The sequence below is a fragment of the Agrobacterium sp. P15N1-A genome, assembly GCF_044626815.1.
Classification (GTDB): Bacteria; Pseudomonadota; Alphaproteobacteria; order Rhizobiales; family Rhizobiaceae; genus Agrobacterium; species Agrobacterium leguminum.
Genome location: NZ_JBIUPF010000001.1, coordinates 306204 through 330766 on the forward strand (window position 1 = coordinate 306204; position 24563 = coordinate 330766).

General features: G+C 59.6%; 19 protein-coding genes. 7 read left to right on the forward strand and 12 right to left on the reverse strand.

Annotation, left to right across the window (positions count from 1 at the left end):
- Positions 1–12 precede the first annotated feature (12 nt).
- The 4 genes from ACIK7D_RS01500 (at position 13) to rpmG (ending at position 2586) form a co-directional block, all read left to right on the forward strand.
- Positions 13–456: a DUF983 domain-containing protein gene (locus ACIK7D_RS01500; protein ID WP_059752697.1), complete on the forward strand. Its 444-nt coding sequence runs from the start codon at positions 13–15 to the stop codon at positions 454–456.
- 62 nt (positions 457–518) lie between these two features.
- Positions 519–1145, forward strand: coding sequence for an NUDIX hydrolase (locus tag ACIK7D_RS01505; protein ID WP_400155999.1), 627 nt, complete (start codon positions 519–521; stop codon positions 1143–1145).
- A 17-nt stretch (positions 1146–1162) separates the two neighbouring features.
- Positions 1163–2329, forward strand: coding sequence for an MFS transporter (locus ACIK7D_RS01510; RefSeq protein ID WP_262535491.1), 1167 nt, complete (start codon positions 1163–1165; stop codon positions 2327–2329).
- Positions 2330–2418: 89 nt separating this feature from the next.
- Entirely contained in the window at positions 2419–2586 is a 168-nt protein-coding gene (gene rpmG / locus ACIK7D_RS01515; RefSeq protein ID WP_003496403.1) for a 50S ribosomal protein L33, read from the forward strand.
- Positions 2587–3483: 897 nt separating this feature from the next.
- Here the strand turns inward: rpmG and ACIK7D_RS01520 are convergent.
- Both ACIK7D_RS01520 and ACIK7D_RS01525 read right to left on the reverse strand, forming a co-directional pair.
- Complete coding sequence (locus ACIK7D_RS01520) at positions 3484–4854, reverse strand: PleD family two-component system response regulator (protein WP_080817164.1); 1371 nt, start codon at positions 4852–4854, stop codon at positions 3484–3486.
- Between the two features lie 18 nt (positions 4855–4872).
- A complete protein-coding gene (locus tag ACIK7D_RS01525) occupies positions 4873–5244 on the reverse strand; it encodes a response regulator (RefSeq protein ID WP_003521498.1) in 372 nt (123 codons plus the stop codon).
- A 131-nt stretch (positions 5245–5375) separates the two neighbouring features.
- Between ACIK7D_RS01525 and ACIK7D_RS01530 the strand changes: the two genes are divergently transcribed.
- The 3 genes from ACIK7D_RS01530 to ACIK7D_RS01540 all read left to right on the forward strand — a co-directional run bounded on the left by ACIK7D_RS01530 (position 5376) and on the right by ACIK7D_RS01540 (position 8446).
- Positions 5376–5684 (forward strand): DUF3572 domain-containing protein, encoded by a 309-nt coding sequence (locus ACIK7D_RS01530; RefSeq protein ID WP_400155466.1) that lies wholly within the window; start codon positions 5376–5378, stop codon positions 5682–5684.
- A gap of 70 nt (positions 5685–5754) precedes the next feature.
- Complete coding sequence (locus ACIK7D_RS01535) at positions 5755–7038, forward strand: DNA polymerase IV (protein WP_400155467.1); 1284 nt, start codon at positions 5755–5757, stop codon at positions 7036–7038.
- A 169-nt stretch (positions 7039–7207) separates the two neighbouring features.
- Positions 7208–8446: a L,D-transpeptidase family protein gene (locus ACIK7D_RS01540; protein ID WP_400155468.1), complete on the forward strand. Its 1239-nt coding sequence runs from the start codon at positions 7208–7210 to the stop codon at positions 8444–8446.
- Between the two features lie 22 nt (positions 8447–8468).
- On the opposite strand, the gene dnaE is transcribed toward ACIK7D_RS01540, so the two are convergent.
- The 10 genes from dnaE to nuoL form a co-directional block, all read right to left on the reverse strand.
- The gene (dnaE, locus tag ACIK7D_RS01545) at positions 8469–11969 is read right to left on the reverse strand and encodes a DNA polymerase III subunit alpha (protein ID WP_400155469.1); all 3501 of its coding nucleotides are present in this window, start codon (positions 11967–11969) and stop codon (positions 8469–8471) included.
- Positions 11970–12401: 432 nt separating this feature from the next.
- Positions 12402–13085: an ABC transporter ATP-binding protein gene (locus ACIK7D_RS01550; RefSeq protein WP_003521506.1), complete on the reverse strand. Its 684-nt coding sequence runs from the start codon at positions 13083–13085 to the stop codon at positions 12402–12404.
- Between the two features lie 15 nt (positions 13086–13100).
- The gene (locus tag ACIK7D_RS01555; protein ID WP_003521507.1) at positions 13101–14408 is read right to left on the reverse strand and encodes a lipoprotein-releasing ABC transporter permease subunit; all 1308 of its coding nucleotides are present in this window, start codon (positions 14406–14408) and stop codon (positions 13101–13103) included.
- 124 nt (positions 14409–14532) lie between these two features.
- A complete protein-coding gene (gene proS / locus ACIK7D_RS01560) occupies positions 14533–15855 on the reverse strand; it encodes a proline--tRNA ligase (protein WP_003521508.1) in 1323 nt (440 codons plus the stop codon).
- A gap of 654 nt (positions 15856–16509) precedes the next feature.
- Positions 16510–16815, reverse strand: coding sequence for a DUF1467 family protein (locus ACIK7D_RS01565; protein WP_162936669.1), 306 nt, complete (start codon positions 16813–16815; stop codon positions 16510–16512).
- Between the two features lie 133 nt (positions 16816–16948).
- Positions 16949–18616 carry a ribonuclease J gene (locus tag ACIK7D_RS01570; RefSeq protein WP_003521510.1) on the reverse strand — a complete coding sequence of 556 codons (1668 nt, stop codon included), beginning with the start codon at positions 18614–18616 and terminating at the stop codon, positions 16949–16951.
- Positions 18617–18819: 203 nt separating this feature from the next.
- Positions 18820–19560: a biotin--[acetyl-CoA-carboxylase] ligase gene (locus ACIK7D_RS01575; RefSeq protein WP_161987840.1), complete on the reverse strand. Its 741-nt coding sequence runs from the start codon at positions 19558–19560 to the stop codon at positions 18820–18822.
- A gap of 26 nt (positions 19561–19586) precedes the next feature.
- The gene (gene nuoN, locus ACIK7D_RS01580) at positions 19587–21029 is read right to left on the reverse strand and encodes an NADH-quinone oxidoreductase subunit NuoN (protein WP_003521512.1); all 1443 of its coding nucleotides are present in this window, start codon (positions 21027–21029) and stop codon (positions 19587–19589) included.
- A gap of 18 nt (positions 21030–21047) precedes the next feature.
- Positions 21048–22559, reverse strand: a complete 1512-nt coding sequence (locus ACIK7D_RS01585; RefSeq protein ID WP_080817171.1) for an NADH-quinone oxidoreductase subunit M — start codon at positions 22557–22559, stop codon at positions 21048–21050.
- Positions 22559–24556, reverse strand: a complete 1998-nt coding sequence (nuoL, locus tag ACIK7D_RS01590) for an NADH-quinone oxidoreductase subunit L (RefSeq protein WP_065115441.1) — start codon at positions 24554–24556, stop codon at positions 22559–22561. The genes ACIK7D_RS01585 and nuoL overlap by 1 nt, the downstream gene beginning before the upstream one ends.
- Positions 24557–24563: the final 7 nt, after the last annotated feature.

Consider the following 24563-nt stretch of genomic DNA (forward strand, 5'->3'; position numbering starts at 1 on the left):
AAGGACTTAAGGATGAGTGCACATCAGGGCTCGGAAACAGTTACCTTCGGAGACGACAGCGCGGAACGGCCGCTTGGCCGCTCGATCATGCGGGGAATGGCCAATCGCTGTCCCGCGTGCGGCAGCGGACGCCTGTTCCGGGCCTTTCTGAAGCCGGTAGACGCCTGCGCCGCCTGCGGCGAAGAAATGCACCACCACCGGTCCGATGACCTGCCGCCCTATATTTCCATCGTCATCATCGGCCATATCGCCGTCGGCGGTTTCATGATGACCGATATGGTGTTTTCCGTTCCCATGTGGGTGCATTTCGCCATCTGGGTGCCGATCACCATTCTCGCCGCACTTTTGACGCTGCAACCCATCAAGGGCGGTGTCATCGGCCTGCAATGGGCGCTGAAGATGCACGGCTTCGACCGAAAACAGCAAAAAGCGCAGATCGACGGCTCGTCTCACTGACGGCGGGCGGGACTTTGCACATGCCTCAGCTTCCCCGGCGTGCCGAAACGGCGAGCGCGCCCATGCGGCCGCGGGACGCCGCCTCCATCATTCTGTTCGACCGTTCCGGCTCGCAACTCAGGGTGCTGATGGGCCAGCGCAGCAGCGCCCATGTCTTCATGCCGGGCGCTTATGTGTTTCCCGGCGGCAAACGCGATCCGCGCGACCACGCGCTGCCATTTTCGGGCGATCTGCATCCCGCCGTCCTCCACCGCCTCACCGCCTCCGCAGCGCGGCGGCTCAGCGCTGCCGGCGCAAGGGCACTGGCGCTCGCCGCCGCGCGCGAGCTTTTCGAGGAAACCGGCGTGGATCTCGGCTTGAGCACCATGGGTCCCGATCTTTCCCGTTTCCGATATGTGGCCCGCGCCATCACTCCACCCGGCAATGTGCGGCGCTACGACACGCGATTCTTCTGCTGTTATGCCGACGAATTGCGGCTGGATACCCGGCTAACCCGTGATTCCGAGGAGTTGCACAATGTGCAATGGCTTGACATGACAGACCTTTCCGGTCTGAACATGCCGAAAATCACGCGCACGGTTCTCGAAGATGTCACAAAACTCATGATAGGTGATCCCTCATTGCCCTTTGAAAGCCCCGCGCGGCTCTATGTCACGCGCCACGGCCGGTTCATTCGAGACTTTGTATAAAGGCCGTCATGTCACAAATGAAATGCGAAGAAGCGGACGCCATTCACTGGCCCTCACTGATCGCCGCCATTTCCGCCATCAGTGCGGTCGGTGTCGCCATCGGCCTTGGCCTTCCGCTCCTGTCGATCATCCTTGAGAAGCGCGGCATCTCTTCCACCATGATCGGGGTGAATTCGGCCATGGCCGGCGTCGCGGCGATGATGGCGGCCCCCGTGACCACCAAGATCGCCCATGATTTCGGCGTGGCGCGAACCATGCTGTTCGCAGTCTTCGTTTCGGCGCTGAGCGCGCTCGGTTTTTATTTCGCCGAGGCCTTCTGGATGTGGTTTCCGCTGCGAATCGTTTTCCACGGCGCCACCACCACGCTTTTCATTCTCTCCGAATACTGGATCAACATGACCGCGCCGCCCAGGAAGCGCGGCATGGTTCTCGGCATCTACGCCACCGGCCTAGCGGTCGGCTTCGCGGTCGGTCCGCTGCTGTTTTCCGTGGTCGGCAGCGAAGGCATATTGCCGTTTCTGGTCGGCGCGGCGATCATCCTGCTCGCAGCGATCCCGATCTTCATGGCGCGCGGCGAAAGCCCGGAACTGGACGAGCGGCCCAACCACCATTTCGTCCGTTATGTCTGGCTGGTGCCCATGGCGTCCGCGGCTGCCTTCGTCTTCGGTTCGGTGCAGGCAGGTGGCCTTTCGCTGTTTCCGATCTATGCGACGCGGGAAGGCTTCAACGAATCGCAGGCGGCACTTCTCCTTACCGTGATGGGCATCGGCAATATGGTCTTCCAGATACCAATCGGCCTGCTTTCGGACCGGATGAAGGACCGGCGGACGATGCTGGGGCTGATGGCCTTTGCCGGCGTCTGCGGCACGCTGGCGCTGCCTTTCCTGGTGGAAAGCTGGATTCTGGTGGCGGCCCTGCTGCTGTTCTGGGGCGGGCTGGTCTCCGGCATGTATACTGTCGGCCTTACCCATCTCGGATCGCGCCTGAAGGGCGCCGATCTGGTCGCCGCCAATGCCGCCTTCATCTTCTGTTACGCCATGGGCACGATTGCGGGGCCGCAGGCTGTGGGCATTTCCATGGACCTTGCCGGAACCGATGGCTTTGCCTGGTCGCTGGCGGTATTTTTCGGGCTTTACGTGGTGCTTTATATCGTCCGTTTTGTTTTCCGGGCAAAACAGGCTTGACTTTTCAGGCGCGATACGTAGTTTCGCGCCAGATTTAGCCGAGGTGAGAAGCGCCTGCGGCTTCTCTTTTGTTTAAAGGCAGGACGACCATGGCGAAAGCTACAACAATCAAGATCAAGCTGCTGTCGACAGCCGACACCGGTACCTTCTACGTCACCACCAAGAACAGCCGTACGTTCACGGACAAGATGACGAAGACGAAGTACGACCCGGTTGTACGCAAGCACGTTGAATTCAAGGAAACCAAGATCAAGTAATTTCTTGATCGGTCTCCGACAAAAGCGCGCCCAACGGGCGCGTTTTTTGTTTGTGCCGAAGGAAGAGGCTGCCACCAGCCTTGTCGCGCCCAGAGGCTTTGCAGGCGGCCAATAAGGCCCCGCCTCCCCGCTGCCCCCCGGAAATCGCCGCCGTCACCGGCAAAGCGCGCGAGTAGCTATGGGTAAGTCCGACGATATGGCCTGACGCCCCATCCGCCGCCGCAATCATTCAGATGCTTGGAAGAAGTATCCCAAGGATACGCATCCGCCCCTGCCTCGTATCACGACCCCGCACATGACGTGAACGAAGACGACCGCACAAGCCGCTACGCTGCGACACGCGCACCACGAACAGGCAATTTTCGGGAAGAAGGCGGTCGGCCAACGATGCGATTACGGCACGAGGAACCGATTCGGACATCGTCAGCCGACCGACCCCACGATTCAGGAGATGCGGCGGACCTGAGCATCATGGGGCATTCAAACTACGCAATACCAGCCCCTGACGAGCGAAATCGCGACGGCTAAAGCCGCTATCATTCATCATCACAAGACGGATAAACCGCCGGAAGAACTGTTACTCTCAATAGGGAGTGTGCGCAGAAGTAAAATAAAAATCAACAAATTCTTAAGCCAGAGATACATCACCTGGGAAACATGGTTAAGTATACAAAGCTGGCACACTATAGTTGCCGGAGAGATTGAATTCAACGTATTTTTCAACTTGAACTCTATTTATATCGCCAATCTGCATCTTTTCATTGCAAAGGGATAAAATACATCCAAGGTCAATGGCTTGCAGTCTCGCGACGCCCTCCCCGTATTCCCGAATAACTATTTCGCCGGGATATGAGGGAGAGATTGCGCAATATTTTTAGTTAATCCGCCGCTGACGCTTCAGGCAGCGGCAGCAACGACGCGGTTGCGACCGGCGTGTTTCGCCTCGTAGAGCGCCTTGTCCGCCTGCTTCAGGATTTCGTCCGGCGCGCCGAAGGCACCGCTGCTGGTGGCAATGCCGAGGGAGGCGGTAATGCTCAATTCCCGGTCGATGGAACGAACATAAAAAGGCTTGTCCTCGACTATCGACCGCAGGCGCTCGGCGACGCTTGCCGCAAGCTCCATCGGCGTATCGGGCATGACGACGACGAACTCCTCCCCGCCATAACGGCAGGCGAGATCCGCGCCGCGCACCGTGCTGCGAATGCGCGCTGCAAATTCCCGCAGCACCTCATCGCCAACATCGTGGCCATAGGTATCGTTGACCAGCTTGAAGCGGTCTATATCGGTCATGCAGATGGAAATCGGGCGGCCGCGAACGGCAGCACGGTCGAAGAGTATCTTCAGGTGATTATCGAGGTAACGGCGATTGTTGAGGCCGGTCAGCCCATCGACAATGGCGAGTTCCATCGTGTGCTGAAGATTGAGCCGCAGATGCTCGTTGTAGCGCTTGCGCCTGATCTGCGTCAGCGAGCGCGCGACGAGTTCGTTCGGATCGATCGGGCGGAGAATGTAATCATTCACACCGAGATCGAGCGCCCGCGCCACCATATCGTCCGCCCCCTGTTCCGCCACCAGAAGCAGCGGCAGGAAACGGGTGCGTTCCAGCGAGCGAAGCTGCGAGCACAGCCGCAGCGGATCGTAATTCTCGAAATTAGAGTTGACGATGACGAGTTCGAACGGATTGCCCGCGGCCTTGAGCAGCGCCGCCTGCGGCTCGGTGACGGCATCGACCTCGGCAACGGGCTTCAGCGCCCGCACGATACGTTCCTGCGAGCTGGCGCGGCCATCCGCAACCAGCACGCGGCCGGGTGTCTGCATCAGGCCATCGCTGCGCAGCATCTCCTCGATGCCGATTTGCCGTGCGGTTTCGGCGCGCAGCCGCAATTCGTCGCTGACGGCCTTGAGGCGCACGAGGCTTTTGACACGGGCGATGAGTTGAAGGTCATTGACCGGCTTGGTGAGAAAATCGTCGGCGCCGGCCTTGAGGCCGCGCACGCGGTCCGACGGCTGATCGAGTGCCGTGACCATAACCACCGGAATATGTGCGGTATTCGGATTGGCCTTCAGCCTTTCGCAGACCTCGAAGCCGTCCATGCCCGGCATCATGATATCGAGCAGGATGATATCGACCTGCTCCTCGTCACAGATCGCCAGCGCCTTGAAACCATCCTCGGCGGTGACGACATCGAAATATTCCGCCAGAAGACGGGCTTCGAGAAGCTTCACATTGGCCGGAATATCGTCAACAACCAGAACTCTCGCCGTCATAACCGTTCCCCAGTCGCCTCACGCATCGCCCAGATAAGTCTTGATGACTTCGATGAACTTCGGAACGGAAATCGGCTTCGACACATAGGCCTCGCATCCGCCCTGGCGAATCCGCTCCTCGTCGCCCTTCATGGCGAAAGCCGTGACCGCGATGACCGGAATGACATGCAGCTCGTCATCTTCCTTCAGCCACTTCGTCACCTCCAGCCCCGAAACTTCTGGCAGCTGGATATCCATGAGGATGAGGTCCGGGCGGTGCTTGCGGGCGAGATCGAGCGCTTCCATGCCGTTGCGCGTCTGAATCGTCGTATAACCGGACGCCTCGATCAGGTCGCGAAAGAGCTTCATGTTCAGCTCGTTGTCTTCGACTATCATGACCTGCTTGGGCATGGTGAGCAGTCCCCGTTTCGCTTTGAAACCTTCATCCAGACATATAAGTTGCCAGAGAACCGATTCCATCGTCCATTCGTTGCGCAAGGCTAGAGGGATTTGGTTTCAAAATAGGTAACTTCGGGGAAGAAATGCTGCGCGATACGAAAAACAAAGGCAATGCCGGCCAGGATCCGCAAGAAACGGCAGCCGCCATACTTGGCTGGCTGGCAAACGAACCGGAAATGCTGGCGCGTTTTCTGGCACTGAGCGGGTTGCAGGCCAATATGCTGCGCCAGGCCGTCAGCGATCCCGGCTTTCTTGCCGGCCTCACCGATTTTCTAATGAGCCATGAACCGGATCTCATGGCGTTTTGCGCCGCGACCGATACTCCCCCCGAAACAGTGGCGGCCGCCTGGCATCACTTTTCCGGGCCGGGGCTGGATTCAGGCGTGTATTGACGGGTCGCCCCCTTGAGCCGTTGTCACGGCCGGAGTATGGTCGGCAACGTTCTGGTTTTGTTTTCGGCCCATGTTCACGTCGCAACCCTATGATCCCGGTTTTTGCCGCGACTGTCTGGCCGGCCAGCCAGAAGGGCTGAGGCGTTGCCGTGCCTGCGGCAGCCCACGCCTTGTTTATCATGCCGAACTCTACGATCTGAGCATCGCCCATATCGACTGTGACGCTTTTTATGCCTCCGTTGAAAAACGGGACAATCCCGAGCTTGCCGACAAGCCTGTGATCGTTGGCGGCGGCAAGCGCGGGGTGGTTTCCACCGCCTGTTATATCGCCCGCATTCACGGCGTGCGTTCCGCCATGCCCATGTTCAAGGCGCTGGAAGCCTGTCCCGACGCAATCGTCATCAAGCCGGATATGGAAAAATATAGCCGTGTCGGGCGCGAAATCCGGGCGATGATGCAGGAATTGACGCCGCTGGTGCAGCCGCTTTCCATAGACGAGGCGTTTCTCGATCTTTCCGGCACCGAGAAGCTGCATCACGATCCACCGGCCCGTGTGCTGGCGAAATTCGCCCGGCGCGTGGAAAAGGAAGTGGGCGTGACCGTTTCCGCCGGGCTTTCCTACTGCAAATTTCTCGCCAAGGTCGCGTCCGACCTGCAAAAGCCGCGCGGCTTTTCAGTGATCGGCGAAACGGAGGCGCTGTCCTTTCTGGCGACACGGCCCGTGACGACCATCTGGGGTGTGGGCAAGGCTTTTGCGGCGACGCTGGAGGCGGACGGTATCCGCATGGTCGGGCAGCTGCAGGAGATGGAGGAAAGCGAGCTGATGCGCCGTTATGGTGTGATGGGGCAACGCCTCTTCCGGCTCTCGCGCGGCATTGACGAGCGGCATGTGCACAATAACGACCCCGTCAAAAGCGTCTCTTCCGAAACCACCTTCTTCAACGATATTTCCCGCCATGAGGATCTGGTGCCGATCCTGCGCTCGCTTTCCGAAAAGGTTGCCTGGCGACTGAAGAAGAGCGGCATTGCCGGGCAGACGGTGGTGCTGAAGATGAAGACGGCGGACTTCAAGAGCCGCACCCGCAACCGCAGGCTGGATGACCCCACCCAGCTTGCCGACCGGATTTTCCGCACCGGCCTTTCGCTGCTGGAAAAGGAAACGGACGGCACCAAATTCCGCCTCATCGGCATCGGCGTCAGCGATCTGCGCGATGCTGGCCTCGCCGATCCGCCCGATCTCGTCGACAAACAGGCGGGGCGCCGGGCGGCGGCGGAAGCGGCGATGGACAAGCTGCGCGACAAGTTCGGCAAGGGCAGCGTCGAGACGGGCTATACGTTCGGAACGCGCAAATAACAGTTGCGGGATTGTGCGACAGGTCGCGCAATCCTGTCCTGACCGCCTCGCGCCGGATATATTTTAGATTTTACACAAATTAGTGATGTTGCGGTCGCCCCGCCCTTAAACTTCATTAAACTTCGCATGATTGAGTGAGGCAAGTTTTGTACATGTGGTGTATTGCGTCATGTCCCTCCGCCTCCGTCTTATGGCTGGCATGCTGTCGGCCAGCATTCTTGCCTTTCCGGCGCTTGCCGCTGACAGCAGGTCCCTGCAGATACTGGTATCGAAAAGCGACCAGTCGCTCGCGCTCTATGAGAACGGCGAGATTGTCGCCACCTCGAAAGTTTCCACCGGCAAGGTCGGACATGAGACACCGAGCGGCATCTTCTCGATTCTGGAAAAGCGGAAATACCACGAGTCGAATATCTACTCGGCCGCGCCCATGCCCTTCATGCAACGGCTGACATGGTCTGGCATCGCGCTGCACGAAGGCAAGGTGCCGAACTATCCGGCCTCGCATGGCTGCGTGCGCCTGCCTTCCAAATTCGCCAAGTCTCTCTTCGGAGACACCAAGACCGGTGTGCATGTCATCATCACCGACCGGCCGGTCTCGCTGCGCTTTGTGCAGCATCCGGCGCTGTTTCAGCCGCGCGACGATGCCGATGACGGCAAGCTGCTTCTTTCGGATGTGGAATTGCGCCCGGCGACCTTCGATGCGGCCTTGGGGACGGTCGAGGTTGCCGTCAATGAAAAGACCCAGGCCCTCAAGCCGCCGGCAAAGACCAGGGAGCCCTCGCCCCTGCGCATTCTCATCACCCGGCGTGGCGAGCGGGAAAAGGTGATGGATATTCAGACCGTGCTGACCCGCCTCGGCTTCGATGCCGGTTCAGCCGATGGTTATGCCGGGGAGATGACGATCAGCGCCATCAATGGTTTCAAGCGCTGGAAGGGGCTGAAAACCACCGGCCCGCTTTTGACCGACGCCTTCGTGACGGCGCTTTATGCCTCCGCCGGTGAAGACCACCCACCGACCGGCCAGATCATGGTGCGACAGGATTTCAAGCCGCTGTTCGAAGCAGCCATCGACATCAAGGACCCGGAAGTCGCGCTCGGAACCCATTTCTTCGAAGCCGTGTCCGTGGATCGGGTCGCCGGAACCACCGAATGGAACGGCGTGACGCTGGAAAACCATCTGCCGGCGGCTGCCCGCAAGCGGCTCGGCATCTCCGTTACCGAAGCGCCGGGCGGCTTCGATCAATTGAGCGCCGTACTCGGCCGCCTCGAAATTCCGACGGAAATACGCAGCCGGATCGAGCAGGAGCTTTCAAGCGGCAGCTCGATTACCGTTTCCGATATCAGTCACCAGCTGGAGACAGGCACCGGAACGGACTTCATCACCGTGACCAAAGAAGGGCCGGTATGAGCGACGGGTGAGGCCTCAAGCCTCACACCAGTTCCACATCGACGACACCGGGTGCGGACCGCAGCGCAGCGGCGATTTCCGGCGAGATGCGGTATTTCTCCGTCAGTTCCACCTCGATCTCGCGGCTGCCCTCATCCTTGATGACGATGAAATAGACCGAGCCATCGCCTTTCGTATTGAGGTGGCGGGCCACCGTTTTCAGCGGGCCGGAATCGCGCACATAAACACGCAACGCCTTCTGCATCTGCACGGATTTTTCTTCCAGCGACTGTGCCGTCTGGATACGCAGGCCGATGCCTTCCGGGCGCTCTTCCGCCTGCACGGTGATGACCAGCGATTTGCCGACCTCGAGCAGATCGCGGAACTGGCCGAGCCCTTCGGAAAACAGCACCGCCTCATATTGGCCCGACGCGTCCGAGAAGGTGACGATGCCCATCTTGTTGCCGGTGCGGGTCTTGCGCTCCTGCTTGCCGGTCACCGTGCCGGCCAGACGCCCGGCAGTCGCGCCCTGTTTCACCGCGGCTGAAAAATCGGCGAAATTCTGCACCCGCAGCTTTTCCAGCACGGGGCGATAGGTATCGAGCGGATGGGCGGTGAGGTAAAAACCGAGCACCTGATATTCGCGCAGCAGCTTTTCGGAGGCAAGCCAGGGCTGGAAGGCGGGAAGGATGAGCTTTTCCGGGCCGCTTCCACCACCGGAGCCAAACATGTCCGATTGTCCAATGGCGCGGTTGTTCTGCGCCATCTGCGCATAACCGATGATGCGGTCCAGCCCGCCGATCAGTTCGGCGCGGTCGCGGCCGAAACAATCGAAAGCGCCGGCATTGATGAGGCTTTCCAGCACACGCCGGTTGATCTGCTTGGGATCGATGCGCAGGCAGAAATCCTCAAGGCTCGTGAACGGCTTTCCGTCGCGTACCTGAACGATGTGCTCCACCGCCCCCTCGCCCACGCCCTTGATGGCGGCCAGCGAATAATAGATGCGGTTCTCGCCCGTCTCGAATTGCCGGAACGAAGTCTGCACCGACGGTGCGACGACCTCGATGCCAAGGCGGCCGGCATCCTGGCGGAAATCGTTGAGCTTTTCCGTGTTCGCCATATCGAGCGTCATGGAGGCCGCCAGGAACTCCACCGGATAGTGCGCCTTCATATAGGCGGTCTGGTAAGAAACGATGGCGTAGGCGGCGGCGTGGCTCTTGTTGAAGCCGTAATTGGCAAATTTCGCCAGAAGATCGAAGATGGTGTTGGCCTGCGGCTTCGAGACGCCGTTCTCGATGGCGCCGTCGACGAAACGCTCGCGCTGCTTGTCCATCTCCTCCTTGATCTTCTTGCCCATGGCGCGGCGCAGAAGATCGGCTTCACCGAGCGAATAACCGGAGAGGACCTGGGCGATCTGCATCACCTGTTCCTGATAGACGATAACGCCCTGCGTTTCCTTGAGCAGATGGTCGATGGTCGGATGGATCGATTCCAGCTCCTCCTCGCCATGTTTGCGGGCATTATAGACCGGGATGTTTTCCATCGGGCCGGGGCGATAAAGCGCCACCAGCGCGATGATGTCCTCGATGCAGTCCGGCCGCATACCGATCAGCGCCTTGCGCATGCCGGCACTTTCCACCTGGAACACGCCGATGGTTTCGCCGCGCGAGAGCATCTCGTAGGTTTTGGCGTCATCCAGCGGGATCGCCGCGAGATCGACCTTGATGCCGCGCTTGGCAACGAAATCGACGGCGACCTTCAGCACCGTCAGCGTCTTCAGGCCGAGGAAGTCGAATTTGACGAGGCCGGCGCTTTCCACCCATTTCATGTTGAACTGGGTGACCGGCATATCCGAGCGCGGATCGCGATACATCGGCACCAGCTTCGACAGCGGGCGGTCACCGATGACGATACCGGCGGCGTGGGTGGAGGCGTGGCGGTAAAGCCCCTCGATCTTCTGGGCGATATCCAGGAGGCGAGCGACCACCGGCTCCTTGTCCGCCTCTTCCTGCAGGCGCGGTTCTTCCTCGATCGCTTTTGACAGCGGTGTCGGGTTGGCCGGGTTGTTGGGCACCAGCTTGCAGATCTTGTCCACCTGCCCATAGGGCATTTCCAGCACGCGGCCGACGTCGCGCAAGGCGGCGCGCGCCTGCAGCGAACCGAAGGTGATGATCTGCGCCACCTGCTCGCGGCCATATTTGGCCTGCACGTAACGGATCACCTCTTCGCGACGATCCTGGCAGAAGTCGATATCGAAGTCGGGCATCGAAACGCGTTCGGGATTGAGGAAGCGTTCGAACAGCAGCGAGAAGCGCAGAGGATCGACATCGGTAATCGTGAGCGCATAAGCGACAAGCGAACCCGCACCCGAACCGCGGCCCGGCCCGACTGGAATATCGTGCTGCTTGGCCCATTTGATGAAGTCGGCAACGATCAGGAAGTAACCGGGGAATTTCATGCGCGAGATGACGCCGAGTTCGAAATCCAGCCTGTCGCGATACTCCTGCTCCGTGTAACCGGGCGCCATACCGAGCGCGGCGAGCCGCTGGTCCAGCCCCTCCACCGCCTGGCGGCGCAATTCCTCCGTTTCGGCGCGCTCGGCTGCTTCCGGATCGTCGCTGGCGCCAGTGAACCGCGGGAGGATCGGCCCGCGCTTCTTCAGCACATAGGAACAGCGCAGCGCGATCTCGACGGTGTTTTCCAGCGCCTCGGGAAGATCGGCAAACAGCGCCGTCATTTCCTGTCGACTTTTGAGATAATGGTCGGGCGTGAGCCGGAACCGGCTGTCATCGGAGACGATGGCGTTATGCGCCACCGCCATCAGCGCATCATGCGCCTCATAGTCGGCCTTGGAAGGGAAAAACGCCTCGTTGGTGGCAACCAGCGGAATATCATGGTCATAAGCAAGGCCAATCATGCGGCGCTCATGGGAACGGTCATAACCGGACTGGCGCTGCAATTCGATATAAAGCCGGTCACCGAAGAGTGACTTCAGCGTCAGCAGCCGTTCCTTCGCCTGGGCGGTGTGGCCGTCCTTCAAGGCCATATCCACCGGACCGCCGGAAGCGCCTGTCAGCGCGAGCAGGCCGGCATTGGAAGCTTCCTCCAGCCATGCACGGGTAATATGCACGGAATGGCCGCTGCCCTCGCCTTCCAGATAGGCGCGGCTGACGATATCCACCAGCCGCTCGTAACCTTCGGCATTGGCGGCCAGCAGAACGATGGCGGGAAGTTTCTGAAGGTGGCTGTTATGGTTGCGGCGGTCCTCCGCCGCATCCTGCATGTCGATCGACAGCTGGCAGCCGATGATGGGCTGCAAACCTTCATCGCGCGCCTTTTCGGAAAATTCCAGCGCGACAAAGAGGTTGTTGGTATCGGTAATGGCAATGGCCGGCTGGCCGTCCGCGACGGCCTTGGACATGATTTTCTTGAGGGGCAAGGCCCCCTCAAGCAGGGAATAGGCGGAATGAACCCGTAAATGGACGAAACCGGGAGTTTTCAGCGTTTCGCCAGAGGTCTCTCCACGCACAATCGCATCGCCCATATCATCATCCTGTCATTCTGAATCGAGGGGGCGATTTTCCGATTTCCGGCGCTCAAAGTCCACCGCTTTGCGGCGTCCATACAGGTTTCTGCGCCGGCGTGCCCTTCACAGGGCGGTGAGGATCACCGAAAAGCTGGCTACGAAGACAGCGATGGAGGCGAAAGCGGCAACGTCACGGATGAAATCAGTCATTGGTCTCTCCTTACTCGTTATGTTCCAACTTTGTTCTCATTTTGTTCGATTGTCAACAGGGTTTTGCTGATATTCCCCTTGCTAATGCCGCAGAATCGCCTTCGGTTCCCGCATGGGAAAAGCAAGCCACTGACTCCAAAACGAAAAAACCCGGAGGTAAAAACACCGCCGGGTTCAGAAAAAATTCAAATGGGGACACCGGCGTTCTCTGGGGAGCACCGGACGGATCGACTTACCAGCTCAGAAATCGACGATCTTGCCGTCGGCCAGCGTCACGCGCCGGTCCATGCGGGCGGCGAGTTCATGATTGTGGGTGGCGATCAGCGCCGCGAGGCCGGATTGGCGTACCAGCGCCTCCAGCGCGTCGAAAACATAATGCGCTGTTTCCGGATCGAGATTGCCGGTCGGCTCATCAGCGAGCAGCAGCAGCGGCGCGTTGGCGACCGCGCGGGCGATGGCGACACGCTGCTGTTCACCGCCGGAGAGTTCCGCCGGGCGGTGCTCACCGCGATGCCCCACCCGCATATAGTCGAGCAGCGCACTGGCGCGCTTGTGCGCTTCGGCCTGTGTCAGACCGGCGATGAGCTGCGGCATCATCACATTTTCCACCGCCGAGAATTCCGGCAGGAGATGATGGAACTGGTAGACAAAACCAATATCGCTGCGGCGGATCGCGGTTCGCGTTTCATCCGGCAGGTCATTGCAGGGTGCGCCGTTAATATAGACCTCGCCGGCATCTGGATGTTCGAGAAGTCCCGCCAGATGCAGCAGCGTGGATTTACCGGTTCCCGAAGGGGCGACCAGCGCCACCATCTCGCCGCTCTTCAATTCGAAATCAGCCTTGCGCAGAATGGAAAGCGACGTCTCGCCCTGACCATAGGTTCTCTCGACGCCAGTAAGCCGCAGCACTGTTTTTTTTGCCATATCGCGAAGCGGTCCTTATTCGTAACGCAGGGCCTGCACCGGATCGAGCTTGGAAGCCCGCCATGCTGGAAAGATCGTTGCCAGGAAAGAGAGCGTCAGCGCCATGATGACAACGGAAATGGTCTCGCTGATATCCATTTCGGCCGGAAGCTGGCTCAGGAAATAAAGCTGCGGATCAAACAGCACCGTGCCGGATATCCAGGAGAAGAACTGCCGGATGGATTCCACGTTGAGGCAGACGATGACGCCGAGCGCCACGCCGGCAAAGGTGCCGACCATGCCGATGGCCGCCCCGGTCATGAAGAAGATGCGCATCACCGAGCCGGAGCTTGCGCCCATGGTGCGCAGAATGGCGATGTCGCTGCCCTTGTCCTTCACCAGCATGATGAGGCCGGAAATGATGTTCAGCGCCGCCACCAGAACGATGAGGGTGAGGATCATGAACATCACGTTTCTTTCCACCTGCAGGGCGGAGAAGAAGGTCTGGTTCCGCTGTCTCCAGTCGGTGATATAGATCTGCCGTTCGGCGGCCTGTTCCACCAGCGGGCGGATTCCGTCAACGTCGTCGGGGCGGCTGACATAAAGCTCGATGGACTGCACGAGGCCTTCGGCGTTGAAATAAAGCTGGGCTTCGGACAGCGGCATATAGATCATCGAGGCGTCATATTCCGACATGCCGATCTCGAAGACGCCGGAAATCTTGTAGGATTTGACGCGCGGATTGACGCCCATCGGCGTCACGTCGCCTTCCGGGGAAATGAGAGTAATGTCGTCACCGGCCGTTACGCCGAGCTGGGCGGCGAGCCTTGAGCCGACGAGAACGCCATCTCCGGCCATGAAGCCGACCAGATCGCCGGTCTTGATGTTGGTGGCAACTTCCTTGACCTTGTCGATATCCTCCTGGCGCACACCACGCACCAGAGCGCCGGAACCCGCACCGCCACGACCGGAAGCCAATGTCTGGCCTTCCACCAGCGGCAGGGCCATGGTGACGCCGGGAACGGCGGCAAACTTCTTCGCCAGCTCATCATAATTATTGAAGGGCTGGTCGATCGGCTGCACGATCATATGGCCGTTGATGCCGAGAATGCGCGAAATGAGCTCGGTGCGGAACCCGTTCATCACCGCCATGACGATGATGAGCGTCGCCACGCCCAGCATGATGCCGACAAAGGAAAACCCGGCAATGACGGAAATGAACGCTTCCTTGCGCCGCGACCGCAGATAACGCCAGGCCACCATGCGTTCAAAAGCGGAAAACGGCCGGGCAGTCTTTGCCCCGGCGGAAACAGCCGCACCCTTGTCAGCCTCGGCTTGTGCCATGTCGTCTCCCTGATCTCAAACTGCAAGGCCGGTCTTTTCCGAAAACCGGCCCATATTTCTGCGGCATCTGCGTTACGAAACCGGAGCGGACTTCGGGTGAAGCCGCTCCGTCTTCCACTCGTGCTTAGCCGAGCACCCTGTTCATCGCCGCCTCGATCGTCACGGTCTCCCGCTCGCCGGTCTTGCGATCCTTCACTTCGACTTCGCCATTCGCGACCGAACGCGGGCCGACGATGATCTGCAGCGGCACGCCGATCAGGTCGGCGGTGGCGAATTTCTGGCCTGCACGGTCGTCCGTGTCGTCGTAAAGAACATCCTTGCCGGCGTTGGAGAGCGAGTAATACAGCTTTTCGCAAGCCGCATCACAGGCAGCATCGCCAGCCTTCATGTTGATGATCACGACATCGAAGGGAGCGACCGAGGCCGGCCAGATGATTCCGTTCTCGTCATGCGATGCTTCAATGATGGCGGGAACAAGGCGTGTCGGCCCGATACCATAGGAACCCATGTGGACAGGGTGTTCCTTGCCATCCTTACCCTGCACTTTCGCGCCCATCGGCTCGGAATATTTGGTGCCGAAATAGAAGATGTGGCCGACTTCAATGCCGCGCGCGGAAAGGCGCTCGCCATCGGGAATGGCATTGTAAGCGGCTTCGTCATGCATTTCGGACGTGGCGGCATAATCGGCCGTCCACTCGTCGAACACGCCCTGCAGGGCTGCGACATCGTCGAAATCGGTGTTTTCGGCGGGAATGGCGCGGTCGAGGAAGCTCTTGTGGCAGAAGACTTCGGATTCGCCGGTATCGGCCAGAATGATGAATTCATGGCTGTGATTGCCGCCGATCGGGCCGGTATCGGCGCGCATCGGAATGGCGCGCAGGCCAAGGCGCTCGAAGGTGCGCAGATAGGCCACGAACATCTTGTTATAGGAATGGATCGCGTCTTCCTTCGTCAAATCGAAGGAATAGGCGTCCTTCATCAGGAACTCACGCGAACGCATGGTGCCGAAACGCGGGCGCACCTCGTCGCGGAACTTCAGCTGAATATGGTAGAGGTTCAACGGCAGGTTCTTGTAGGACTTCACATAGGAACGGAAGATGTCGGTGATCATCTCCTCATTGGTGGGACCGTAGAGCATCTGGCGGTCCTGACGGTCCTTGATGCGCAGCATTTCCTTGCCGTAGTCATCGTAACGGCCGCTTTCCTGCCAGAGCTCGGCCGATTGCAGCGTCGGCATCAGAAGCTCGATGGCGCCGGAACGGTCCTGCTCCTGCCGGATGATCCTGTTGACCTTGTCCAGCACGCGCTTGCCGAGCGGCAGCCAGGAATAGATGCCAGCCGATTGCTGCCGGATCATGCCGGCGCGCAGCATGAGGCGGTGGGAGACGATCTCCGCTTCCTTGGGGTTTTCCTTCAGGATGGGCATGAAATAACGGCTGAGACGCATGACGGCTTCCATTGATGCGGACGACGGCGCGCAAAGGCGCGGGAATCGCCCCGAATAGAGGGATATTGGCGCCGGATATAGCCGTTTCCGGCCGAGATGAAAACCCGCCATGAAAAGAGCGTTAAAGGCGATTTTACGGTATTTTCGCGATAGCTAATTCGCGTCAAAACGCTTTGATCGGAATATTATTCTTGATCCGGTGCGACAAATTGCACCACGGAGAATTTTTTGCCGACTGTAACAAATATGCAAAAAATGAGATGACAAGCATGGGGCTTTGGGCTAGCTTTAGCTTACAAAAGAGGCAGGAAGTTTAAATTCTTGTCATTTTCGCGGTCAGTCTTGGGAGGATCAGATCTTAGGCGCGCTCGTCGCAGCCCCGGCAACGGTTACAGATCACGCGAAACCTGGAAAACAAGGCTGAAAGGCCTTGTTTTTTTTTGCTTCTACGCAAAGAACCCCGCCCCGCCGTTATATTCCGGTAAAATTATGGCGGTGAATCAGGCACCCAGTACGTTCCTGCTGTGTGCACGAGAGATATGACATCCATATGACAGAATCCCGGTCATATCCGCCGGAAACCGCCGCGAGCATGGGCGTGCCGCCAGTCTGAGTGGGCAGATGCGCGCGAACGGCGATCGCCCGCGCAGCTTTTCAATCGAAAACGGGAATAATTCTCGGCAGGTCATCGAGGCTGACGCCGAACCACCAGGTTCCGCCGTACCACAGGCCGCAGATCAGGGCCGAGATCAGGGTCGTCCACAAAACGATCCGCCCGCCCCTGAACCTTGATGGCGCACTGGCAACGGTACCCAGCGCCACATCGCCCTCCTCATCCTGAGTGCGCAGGCCAATCGGCAGCACGATGAAAAGCACCGTCCACCAGACGATGAAATAAACGGCGAAGGCCGAAAGAAGCGGCATGTGATCCTCCTGCACAATGGGCTTCTTGTAACGCATTCATCCGCAGATCGGAATCACTTCTCCGCAAGAAACCCTAAAAGAAAAACAGAAGGGCCGCGCTTTGCGGCACGGCCCTGGAATCAACGGGAAAGAGGCAGACGCACCGGCCGATTGCCGGGAAGGTCCCGGTTCAGACCTTGGTCACGAAAACCGTCACGATCGGCTTCTTGCCCCAGCTCTGGTTGGCGGCGGCGCGCACGGCGCGACGCACCGCTTCACGCAGCAGATCCAGATCCTTGCGGCGGGCACGCGGAATGCTTTCGACGGCGCCGAGCACGGCGTCATAAAGCGTGTCTTCCATGGCCTCGTCCTCGTCATCGAATTCCGGCAGACCAAAGGGCACCACATCGGGATCGCCGAGGAAATCGTAGCGGCTATCCAGCACGACATTGACGGCCACATGGCCGGCGAAGGACAGCTTGCGGCGGTTGCTGATGCCCATCTCGTCCATATCGCCGACGAGGTTACCATCCTTGAAGACGCGGCCATGCGGCACGTCGTCGATGACTTCGGCCGGACCCGGCGCAAGGCGCAGAACATTGCCGTTGCGCACCTTCGGCACCTGCGAGATGCCGGCCTGTTCGGCCAGTTCCTTCTGCGCCACCAGATGCGCCGCCTCGCCGTGGACGGGCACGACGATCTGCGGCTTCGTCCATTCATACATCTTCAGAAGTTCGTTGCGGCGCGGATGGCCCGAGACATGCACCAGCGCCTCATTGTCGGTGACGATATGGACGCCCTGCTCGATGAGGCCGTTCTTGATGTCGATGATCGCCTTCTCATTGCCGGGGATGGCGCGCGAGGAAAACACAACGGTATCGCCGGAAGCCAGCGCCACATTGCGCATCTCGTCACGCGAAAGCTTGGCGAGTGCGGCACGCGGCTCGCCCTGCGAACCGGTCAGGATCAGCACCACCCGGTCGCGCGGAATATAGCCGTATTCGTCTTCGGCCAGAAATGGCTTGATGCCTTCCATGATGCCGAGGTCCTGCGAGACGTTGACGACGCGCTTCAGCGACGAGCCGAGCAGCAACACTTCGCGGCCGGCTGCTTCCGCGGCCTGCGCAATCGAGCGGATGCGCCCGACATTGGAGGAGAAGGTGGTGACGGCCACACGACCCTCGGCGTTTTCTATGATCTGCCGCAGGCCTTCGGAAACCTCGTGTTCGGAGGGCGACACACCATCTCGCACCGAATTGGTGCTGTCGCACATTAGCGCCAGCACGCCCTCTTCGCCGATGGCACGGAAACGGGCTTCATCCGTCAACGGACCGAGCGACGGCGCTTCGTCGATTTTCCAGTCACCGGTGTGGATGACATTACCGAGCGGCGTGCGGATGACCAGCGACATCGGCTCCGGAATGGAGTGGTTGACGCCGACCGCCTCGATTTCGAACGGGCCGACATTGATGCGGTCGCCCGCCTTGAAGATCGTTACCGGAATTTCGGCACGCGTGCCCTCATAGGCGCGCTTGGCTTCCAGCATGCCGGCCGTGAAAGGCGAGGCATAGACCGGCACGTTGAGGCCGGGCCACAGATCGTTAAGCGCACCATAATGGTCTTCATGGGCGTGGGTGATGATGATGCCCTTGAGGTTCTTTTTCTGCTCGGCGATATAGCTGATGTCCGGCAGCACCAGATCGACGCCCGGCAGGTCCGGGCCGGCGAAGGTCACGCCGCAATCCACCATGATCCATTGGCGCTTGCTTTCCGGCCCGTAGCCGTAAAGCGCCAGATTCATGCCGATTTCACCCACGCCGCCAAGCGGCACAAAGACCAGTTCGTCCTGTTTAGCCATTGTTTTTCTTATCCATTCACGAAAGCACGCAGGCGACGGCAATCTGCCGCGCCCGCCGCTCTCTTAAGCATCGGACCTGTTGAACCATCTGATCGACCGGGCCGATGCGGAACCGGTTCGTCACCCTGCTTTTCATGAGCCGCAGGAAAGCTCCAACCCGTCGAAAGCGGTTCGGCGCGGGCCTTCGGGCCGCGCCGTTCACCTCATCCGAAAAACACGTCGCCGGCGGCAATCGAGCGCCTTGCGCCCTCATCCTCATCCAGCAGCAGATAACCATTATCATCAATCCCGACGAAACGCCCGCCAATCGAACGGTCCGGAAAGTTGACAGTGATATGTTCGCCGATACCGCAGGCGGCGGCACGCCAGCCTGCCATGATGCCGGCAACGCCCCTGCCCTCGTCCCAAGCCCCCAGCACCTCCGCCGTCTCGCGGAAAAGATGGGCGAACAATTCGTCGGGCGAGCAGGACGCACCATGTTCGGAGAGCATGGTGACGGGGTAAAGCGGATTTTCCGGCTTATGGGCGATATTGATGCCGATGCCGATGACGATGGCGCGTCGGCCATCCGGCAGCAGCTCCGCCTCCATCAGAATGCCGCAGGTCTTGCGGCGTCCGATCAGAACGTCGTTCGGCCATTTGATTTCGAGCGGTTCGCCGCCCGTCGGCAGCACCGCGCGGATGGCGCGATAAACAGCCAGCGCGAAGGCAAGCGGCAGAGACCCTATGCGGTCCATCGGAGCGGGATCGATCAAAAGAAGCGAGGCGTAGAGATTGCCGGGTTCGGAGACCCATGGACGGCCGCGACGGCCGCGTCCGCCAGTCTGGCGGATGGCGGTGATCCACAGATTGCCGCCATCGCCCGCCCTTGCCTGGGCGAAACATTCCAGATTGGTCGATGGCGTTTCCGCCATCGCCTCGTGCCGGAAGTCATCAATGGACATCCGGCCCGTATGCTTGTGCGTGCTGCTCAAAAGAAGGTCTTCGCCGCAACTGTCACCGCATTGCCGAGTGCACCGCCGAAGACGATGAAAGCGACAACGAAGAGGCCGGAAAGCGCGTAAACGACCTTGAGTTCGCCAGCGGGACGCTCGAATTTGTCCTTGGCTTCATCGAACCACATGACCTTGACGACGCGGATATAATAATATGCGCCGACAACCGAGCCGATCACACCGATGATGGCGAGCGGATAGAGCTTCGCCTCGATGGCTGCGAGGAAGACGTAATACTTGCCGAAGAAGCCGGCGAGCGGCGGGATACCGGCAAGCGAGAACATCAGGATCGTCAGCACGACCGCCATGAAGGGGTTGGAGGACGAAAGACCGGCCAGATCCTCGACAGTCTCGACATTGCCGATTTCCTTGCGGCGCATGGAGAGAATGCAGGCGAAGGTGCCGAGCGTCATGACCATATAAACGGTCATGTAGAGGATGACGCCGGCAACACCGGCTTCGGTGCCCGCAGCGAGACCGACCAGCGCATAACCCATGTGGCCGATGGAGGAATAAGCCATCAGGCGCTTGATGTTCTTCTGGCCGATTGCGGCAAAGGAGCCGAGCAGCATGGAGGCGATGGAAATGAACACGACGATCTGCTGCCAGTCGGCGAAGACCGGCTGGAACGCCTCGATGACGATGCGAACGAGGATCGCCATGGCGCCGATCTTCGGCGCAGCCGACAGGAACGCCGTTACCGGGGTCGGCGCACCTTCATAAACGTCCGGCGTCCACATGTGGAACGGCACGGCCGAAATCTTGAATGCAAGGCCGGCGAGAACGAAGACCAAGCCGAAGACCAGACCGAGCGAACGGGTTTCCGAGGCCAGAACCTGGGCGATTTCGGTAAAGCCGGTATTGCCGGTGAAGCCGTAGACCAGCGACATGCCATAAAGCAGCATGCCGGAAGACAGCGCGCCGAGCACGAAATACTTCAGGCCCGCTTCCGTGGAGCGCAGGCTTTCACGGTTGATGGCGCAGACGACATAGAGCGCCAGCGACTGCAGTTCCAGCGCCATGTAGAGCGAGATCAGGTTGTTGGCCGAGATCATCAGCAGGATGCCCAGCGTCGCAAGAACCAGCAGCACCGGATATTCGAAACGGCCGATGGGTTCGAAACGGCCCTGACCGACGGCGAGGATCATGGCGGTGATGGAGCCGATCAGCGCCAGTACCTTCATGAAGTTACCGAAGGCATCGGCGATGTAGACGCCGCCGAAGGCAACGCCCGATGCGGGGGCGAAGATGATCCAGAGACCGACGACGAGCAGGAGGGCAACGGCAAGGCCGGTGACCGTCGTTGTCGACTTGTCGCCCGAGAAGACGCCAATCATGAGCAGCGCCAGCGCGCCGACCGCAAGGATCAGCTCGGGCGTCGCAATGTGCAGACTGGCAAAAAGGATTTCAGCGGTCATGTCCAACGGGTCCTGTCGTCAATTCATAGAGAGCGCAACATTTTGCGCCGCCTGCAATGCAGCCGAATAGTTGTTTACCAGAAGATCGACCGATGCGGCTGTCGCATCGAACACCGGTGCCGGATAGACACCGAAGAAGATCGTCAGCACAACCAGCGGATAAAGGATGACCTTTTCGCGGGTCGACAGATCGAGCATCGATTTCAGGCTTTCCTTCTCGAGCGCGCCGAAGATCACGCGGCGATAAAGCCACAGCGCGTAAGCGGCCGAGAGGATGACGCCGGTTGCCGCAAACAGCGCGACCAGCGTGTTGGCGCGGAATACGCCGATCAGCGTCAGGAATTCACCGACAAAGCCGGAGGTGCCGGGCAGACCGACATTGGCCATGGTGAAGATCATGAAGGCGACGGCATATTTCGGCATGTTGTTGACGAGGCCGCCATAGGCCGCGATCTCGCGGGTGTGGAGGCGGTCGTAGACAACGCCGACGCAGAGGAAGAGCGCGCCCGAGACGATACCGTGCGACAGCATCTGGAAGATCGCGCCCTGCACGCCCTGAACGTTGGCGGCGAAGATACCCATGGTCACGTAACCCATGTGGGCGACCGAGGAATAGGCGATCAGCTTCTTGATGTCGTCCTGCATCATCGCCACCAGCGAGGTGTAGATGATGGCGAGTACCGACAGCGTAAAGACGAAGGGCGCGAAATAGTCCGACGCCAGCGGGAACATCGACAGCGAGAAGCGGATGAAACCGTAACCGCCGAGCTTCAGCATGACGCCAGCCAGAATGACCGAACCTGCGGTCGGGGCCTGAACGTGGGCATCCGGCAGCCAGGTGTGCACCGGCCACATCGGCATCTTGACCGAGAAGGCGGCGAAACAGGCGAGCCACAGCCAGGTCTGCATGCCGGCCGGGAAGCCGTATTTCAGCAGTTCCGTCATGTCGGTGGTGCCGGCCTGCCAGTACATGGCCATGATGGCGAGCATGGTCAGAACCGAGCCGAGCAGCGTGTAGAGGAAGAACTTGTAGGATGCGTAGACGCGATCCTTGCCGCCCCAGACGCCGATGATGATGAACATCGGGATCAGCGTCGCTTCGAAGAAGACGTAGAAAAGAACCGTATCCAGCGCCACGAAGACGCCGACCATGACGACTTCCAGAAGCAGGAAGGCGATCATGTATTCCTTGACGCGCTTCTCGATCGAATCCCAGCTTGCCAGCACGCAGAACGGCATGAGGAAGGTGGTGAGGATGACGAAGAGCATGGAGATGCCGTCGACGCCGAGATGATAGGCGGCGATGTTGCCGAACCACTGATGCTTCTCGACCATCTGGAAACCGGGGTTCGAATTGTCGAAACCGATCCAGATGAACAGCGACACGATAAAGGTGAAGACTGTCGTCAGCAGCGAGACATTGAGAATGTTGCGGCGACCATAGGGGCCGTTCTCATTCGTCAGAAGCAGGAGCACCACGCCGACGAGCGGCAGAAAGGTGACCGTTGAAAGAATGGGCCAATCGGTCATCAGAGGGCACTCCCGAGCATCATCCAGGTGACAAGCGCCGCGATGCCGATCAGCATCGCAAAGGCATAGTGATAGAGGTAACCGGATTGCAGGCGGACCATGCGGTTGGTCACGTCAACCACACGCGCTGCAATGCCGTTCGGTCCATAGTGGTCGATGACGGCGACATCGCCCTTCTTCCACAGGAAGCGGCCAAGCGCCTTTGCGGAACGTACAAAGAGGAAGTCGTAGAGTTCGTCGAAGTACCACTTGTTCAAGAGGAACTGGTAGAGGCCGCGATGGGTCTCGGCCAGACGCTTCGGCGTCTCCGGCGACTTGATGTACATGTACCAGGCGGTCACGAAACCAAGAGCCATGGCGAAGAACGGGCTCCACTTCACCCAAAGCGGCACGTGGTGGAACTCTTCGAGGATTTCATTTTCCGGAAGCGTGAACAGAGCGCCCTTCCAGAACTCGGCATATTCATGACCGAAGAAATAACCTTCGAAGGCAACACCCGCAAAGATCGCGCCAACCGTGAGGATGAAAAGCGGGATCAGCATGACCATCGGCGATTCATGCACGTGGTGCATGACGTCGGCGGAAGCGCGCGGCTTGCCGAAGAAGGTCATGAAAGCCAGACGCCAGGAATAGAAGCTGGTGAACAGCGCGGCGATGACCAGCAGCGTGAAGGCGAAACCTGACAGAACCGAATGGGACGCATAAGCGGATTCGATGATGACGTCCTTCGAGAAGAAGCCGGCAAAACCGATCATCGTGCCCGGAATACCAACGCCGGTCAGCGCCAGCGTGCCAACGGTCATGGTCCAGAAGGTGATGGGGATATGCTTGCGCAGGCCACCCATGTAACGCATGTCCTGCTCGCCATCGACGGCATGGATGACCGAGCCGGCGCACAAGAACAGCAGGGCCTTGAAGAAGGCGTGCGTGAAGAGGTGGAACACGGCCGCGCCATAAGCGCCGACGCCGAGCGCCACGAACATGTAACCGAGCTGCGAGCAGGTCGAATAGGCGATGACGCGCTTGATGTCGTTCTGCACGAGGCCGACGGTTGCCGCGAAGAAAGCGGTGATCGCACCGATCAGCGTCACGACGGTCAGCGCATCATGCGACAGTTCGAACAGCGGCGACATGCGGGCGACGAGGAACACGCCGGCGGTAACCATGGTTGCGGCGTGAATGAGGGCAGACACCGGGGTCGGGCCCTCCATCGCGTCCGGCAGCCAGGTGTGCAGCAGGAACTGCGCCGATTTACCCATGGCGCCCATGAAGAGCAGCAGGCAGACGCCCGTCATCGCATTGGCCTTGTCCAGATGCATACCGAACAGGTTGATGACGGTTTCCGAGGAGGCAGCGCCTTCAGCCGGCAGATAGGTCGCAGCGGCAGCGAAGATGGTTTCGAAATTGATCGAGCCGAACAGCACGAACACGCCACCAATGCCGAGAATGAAGCCGAAGTCACCGACGCGGTTGACGATGAAGGCCTTCATGGCGGCAGCCGATGCGGACGGCTTCTTGAACCAGAAGCCGATCAGCAGGTAGGACGCCAGACCCACGCCTTCCCAGCCGAAGAACATCTGCAGCAGGTTGTCGGAGGTCACCAGCATCAGCATGGCGAAGGTGAAGAGCGACAGATAGGCAAAGAAGCGCGGACGATGCGGATCGTGGTGCATGTACCCGATGGAATAGAGATGCACCAGCGTCGAGACCGTGTTGACCACGACGAACATGACGGCCGTCAGCGTATCGATGCGGAACGCCCATTCGACGTCGATGCCGCCGGACTGGATCCAGCGCAAAACAGTAACCTTGATCACCTCGCCCGGCTCGCCATGGGCGAGCGCCACGGTGAAGAAGACGATCCACGACAGGATGGCGACCACGATCATCAGACCGGTGGTGACATATTCCGAAGCCTTGGCGCCGATGGAGCGGCCGAACAGGCCGGCGATCAGGAAGCCGATCAGTGGAAGAAAGACGATAGCCTTGTAGATCATAGCCTTA

Coding starts and splice junctions, on each gene's coding strand:
- ACIK7D_RS01500 (WP_059752697.1), top strand. CDS start 13: ATGAGTGCACATCAGGGCTCGGAAACAGTTACCTTCGGAGACGACAGC.
- ACIK7D_RS01505 (WP_400155999.1), top strand. CDS start 519: ATGCGGCCGCGGGACGCCGCCTCCATCATTCTGTTCGACCGTTCCGGC.
- ACIK7D_RS01510 (WP_262535491.1), top strand. CDS start 1,163: ATGAAATGCGAAGAAGCGGACGCCATTCACTGGCCCTCACTGATCGCC.
- rpmG (WP_003496403.1), top strand. CDS start 2,419: ATGGCGAAAGCTACAACAATCAAGATCAAGCTGCTGTCGACAGCCGAC.
- ACIK7D_RS01520 (WP_080817164.1), bottom strand. CDS start 4,854: ATGACGGCGAGAGTTCTGGTTGTTGACGATATTCCGGCCAATGTGAAG.
- ACIK7D_RS01525 (WP_003521498.1), bottom strand. CDS start 5,244: ATGCCCAAGCAGGTCATGATAGTCGAAGACAACGAGCTGAACATGAAG.
- ACIK7D_RS01530 (WP_400155466.1), top strand. CDS start 5,376: ATGCTGCGCGATACGAAAAACAAAGGCAATGCCGGCCAGGATCCGCAA.
- ACIK7D_RS01535 (WP_400155467.1), top strand. CDS start 5,755: ATGTTCACGTCGCAACCCTATGATCCCGGTTTTTGCCGCGACTGTCTG.
- ACIK7D_RS01540 (WP_400155468.1), top strand. CDS start 7,208: ATGTCCCTCCGCCTCCGTCTTATGGCTGGCATGCTGTCGGCCAGCATT.
- dnaE (WP_400155469.1), bottom strand. CDS start 11,969: ATGGGCGATGCGATTGTGCGTGGAGAGACCTCTGGCGAAACGCTGAAA.
- ACIK7D_RS01550 (WP_003521506.1), bottom strand. CDS start 13,085: ATGGCAAAAAAAACAGTGCTGCGGCTTACTGGCGTCGAGAGAACCTAT.
- ACIK7D_RS01555 (WP_003521507.1), bottom strand. CDS start 14,408: ATGGCACAAGCCGAGGCTGACAAGGGTGCGGCTGTTTCCGCCGGGGCA.
- proS (WP_003521508.1), bottom strand. CDS start 15,855: ATGCGTCTCAGCCGTTATTTCATGCCCATCCTGAAGGAAAACCCCAAG.
- ACIK7D_RS01565 (WP_162936669.1), bottom strand. CDS start 16,815: ATGCGTTACAAGAAGCCCATTGTGCAGGAGGATCACATGCCGCTTCTT.
- ACIK7D_RS01570 (WP_003521510.1), bottom strand. CDS start 18,616: ATGGCTAAACAGGACGAACTGGTCTTTGTGCCGCTTGGCGGCGTGGGT.
- ACIK7D_RS01575 (WP_161987840.1), bottom strand. CDS start 19,560: ATGTCCATTGATGACTTCCGGCACGAGGCGATGGCGGAAACGCCATCG.
- nuoN (WP_003521512.1), bottom strand. CDS start 21,029: ATGACCGCTGAAATCCTTTTTGCCAGTCTGCACATTGCGACGCCCGAG.
- ACIK7D_RS01585 (WP_080817171.1), bottom strand. CDS start 22,559: ATGACCGATTGGCCCATTCTTTCAACGGTCACCTTTCTGCCGCTCGTC.
- nuoL (WP_065115441.1), bottom strand. CDS start 24,556: ATGATCTACAAGGCTATCGTCTTTCTTCCACTGATCGGCTTCCTGATC.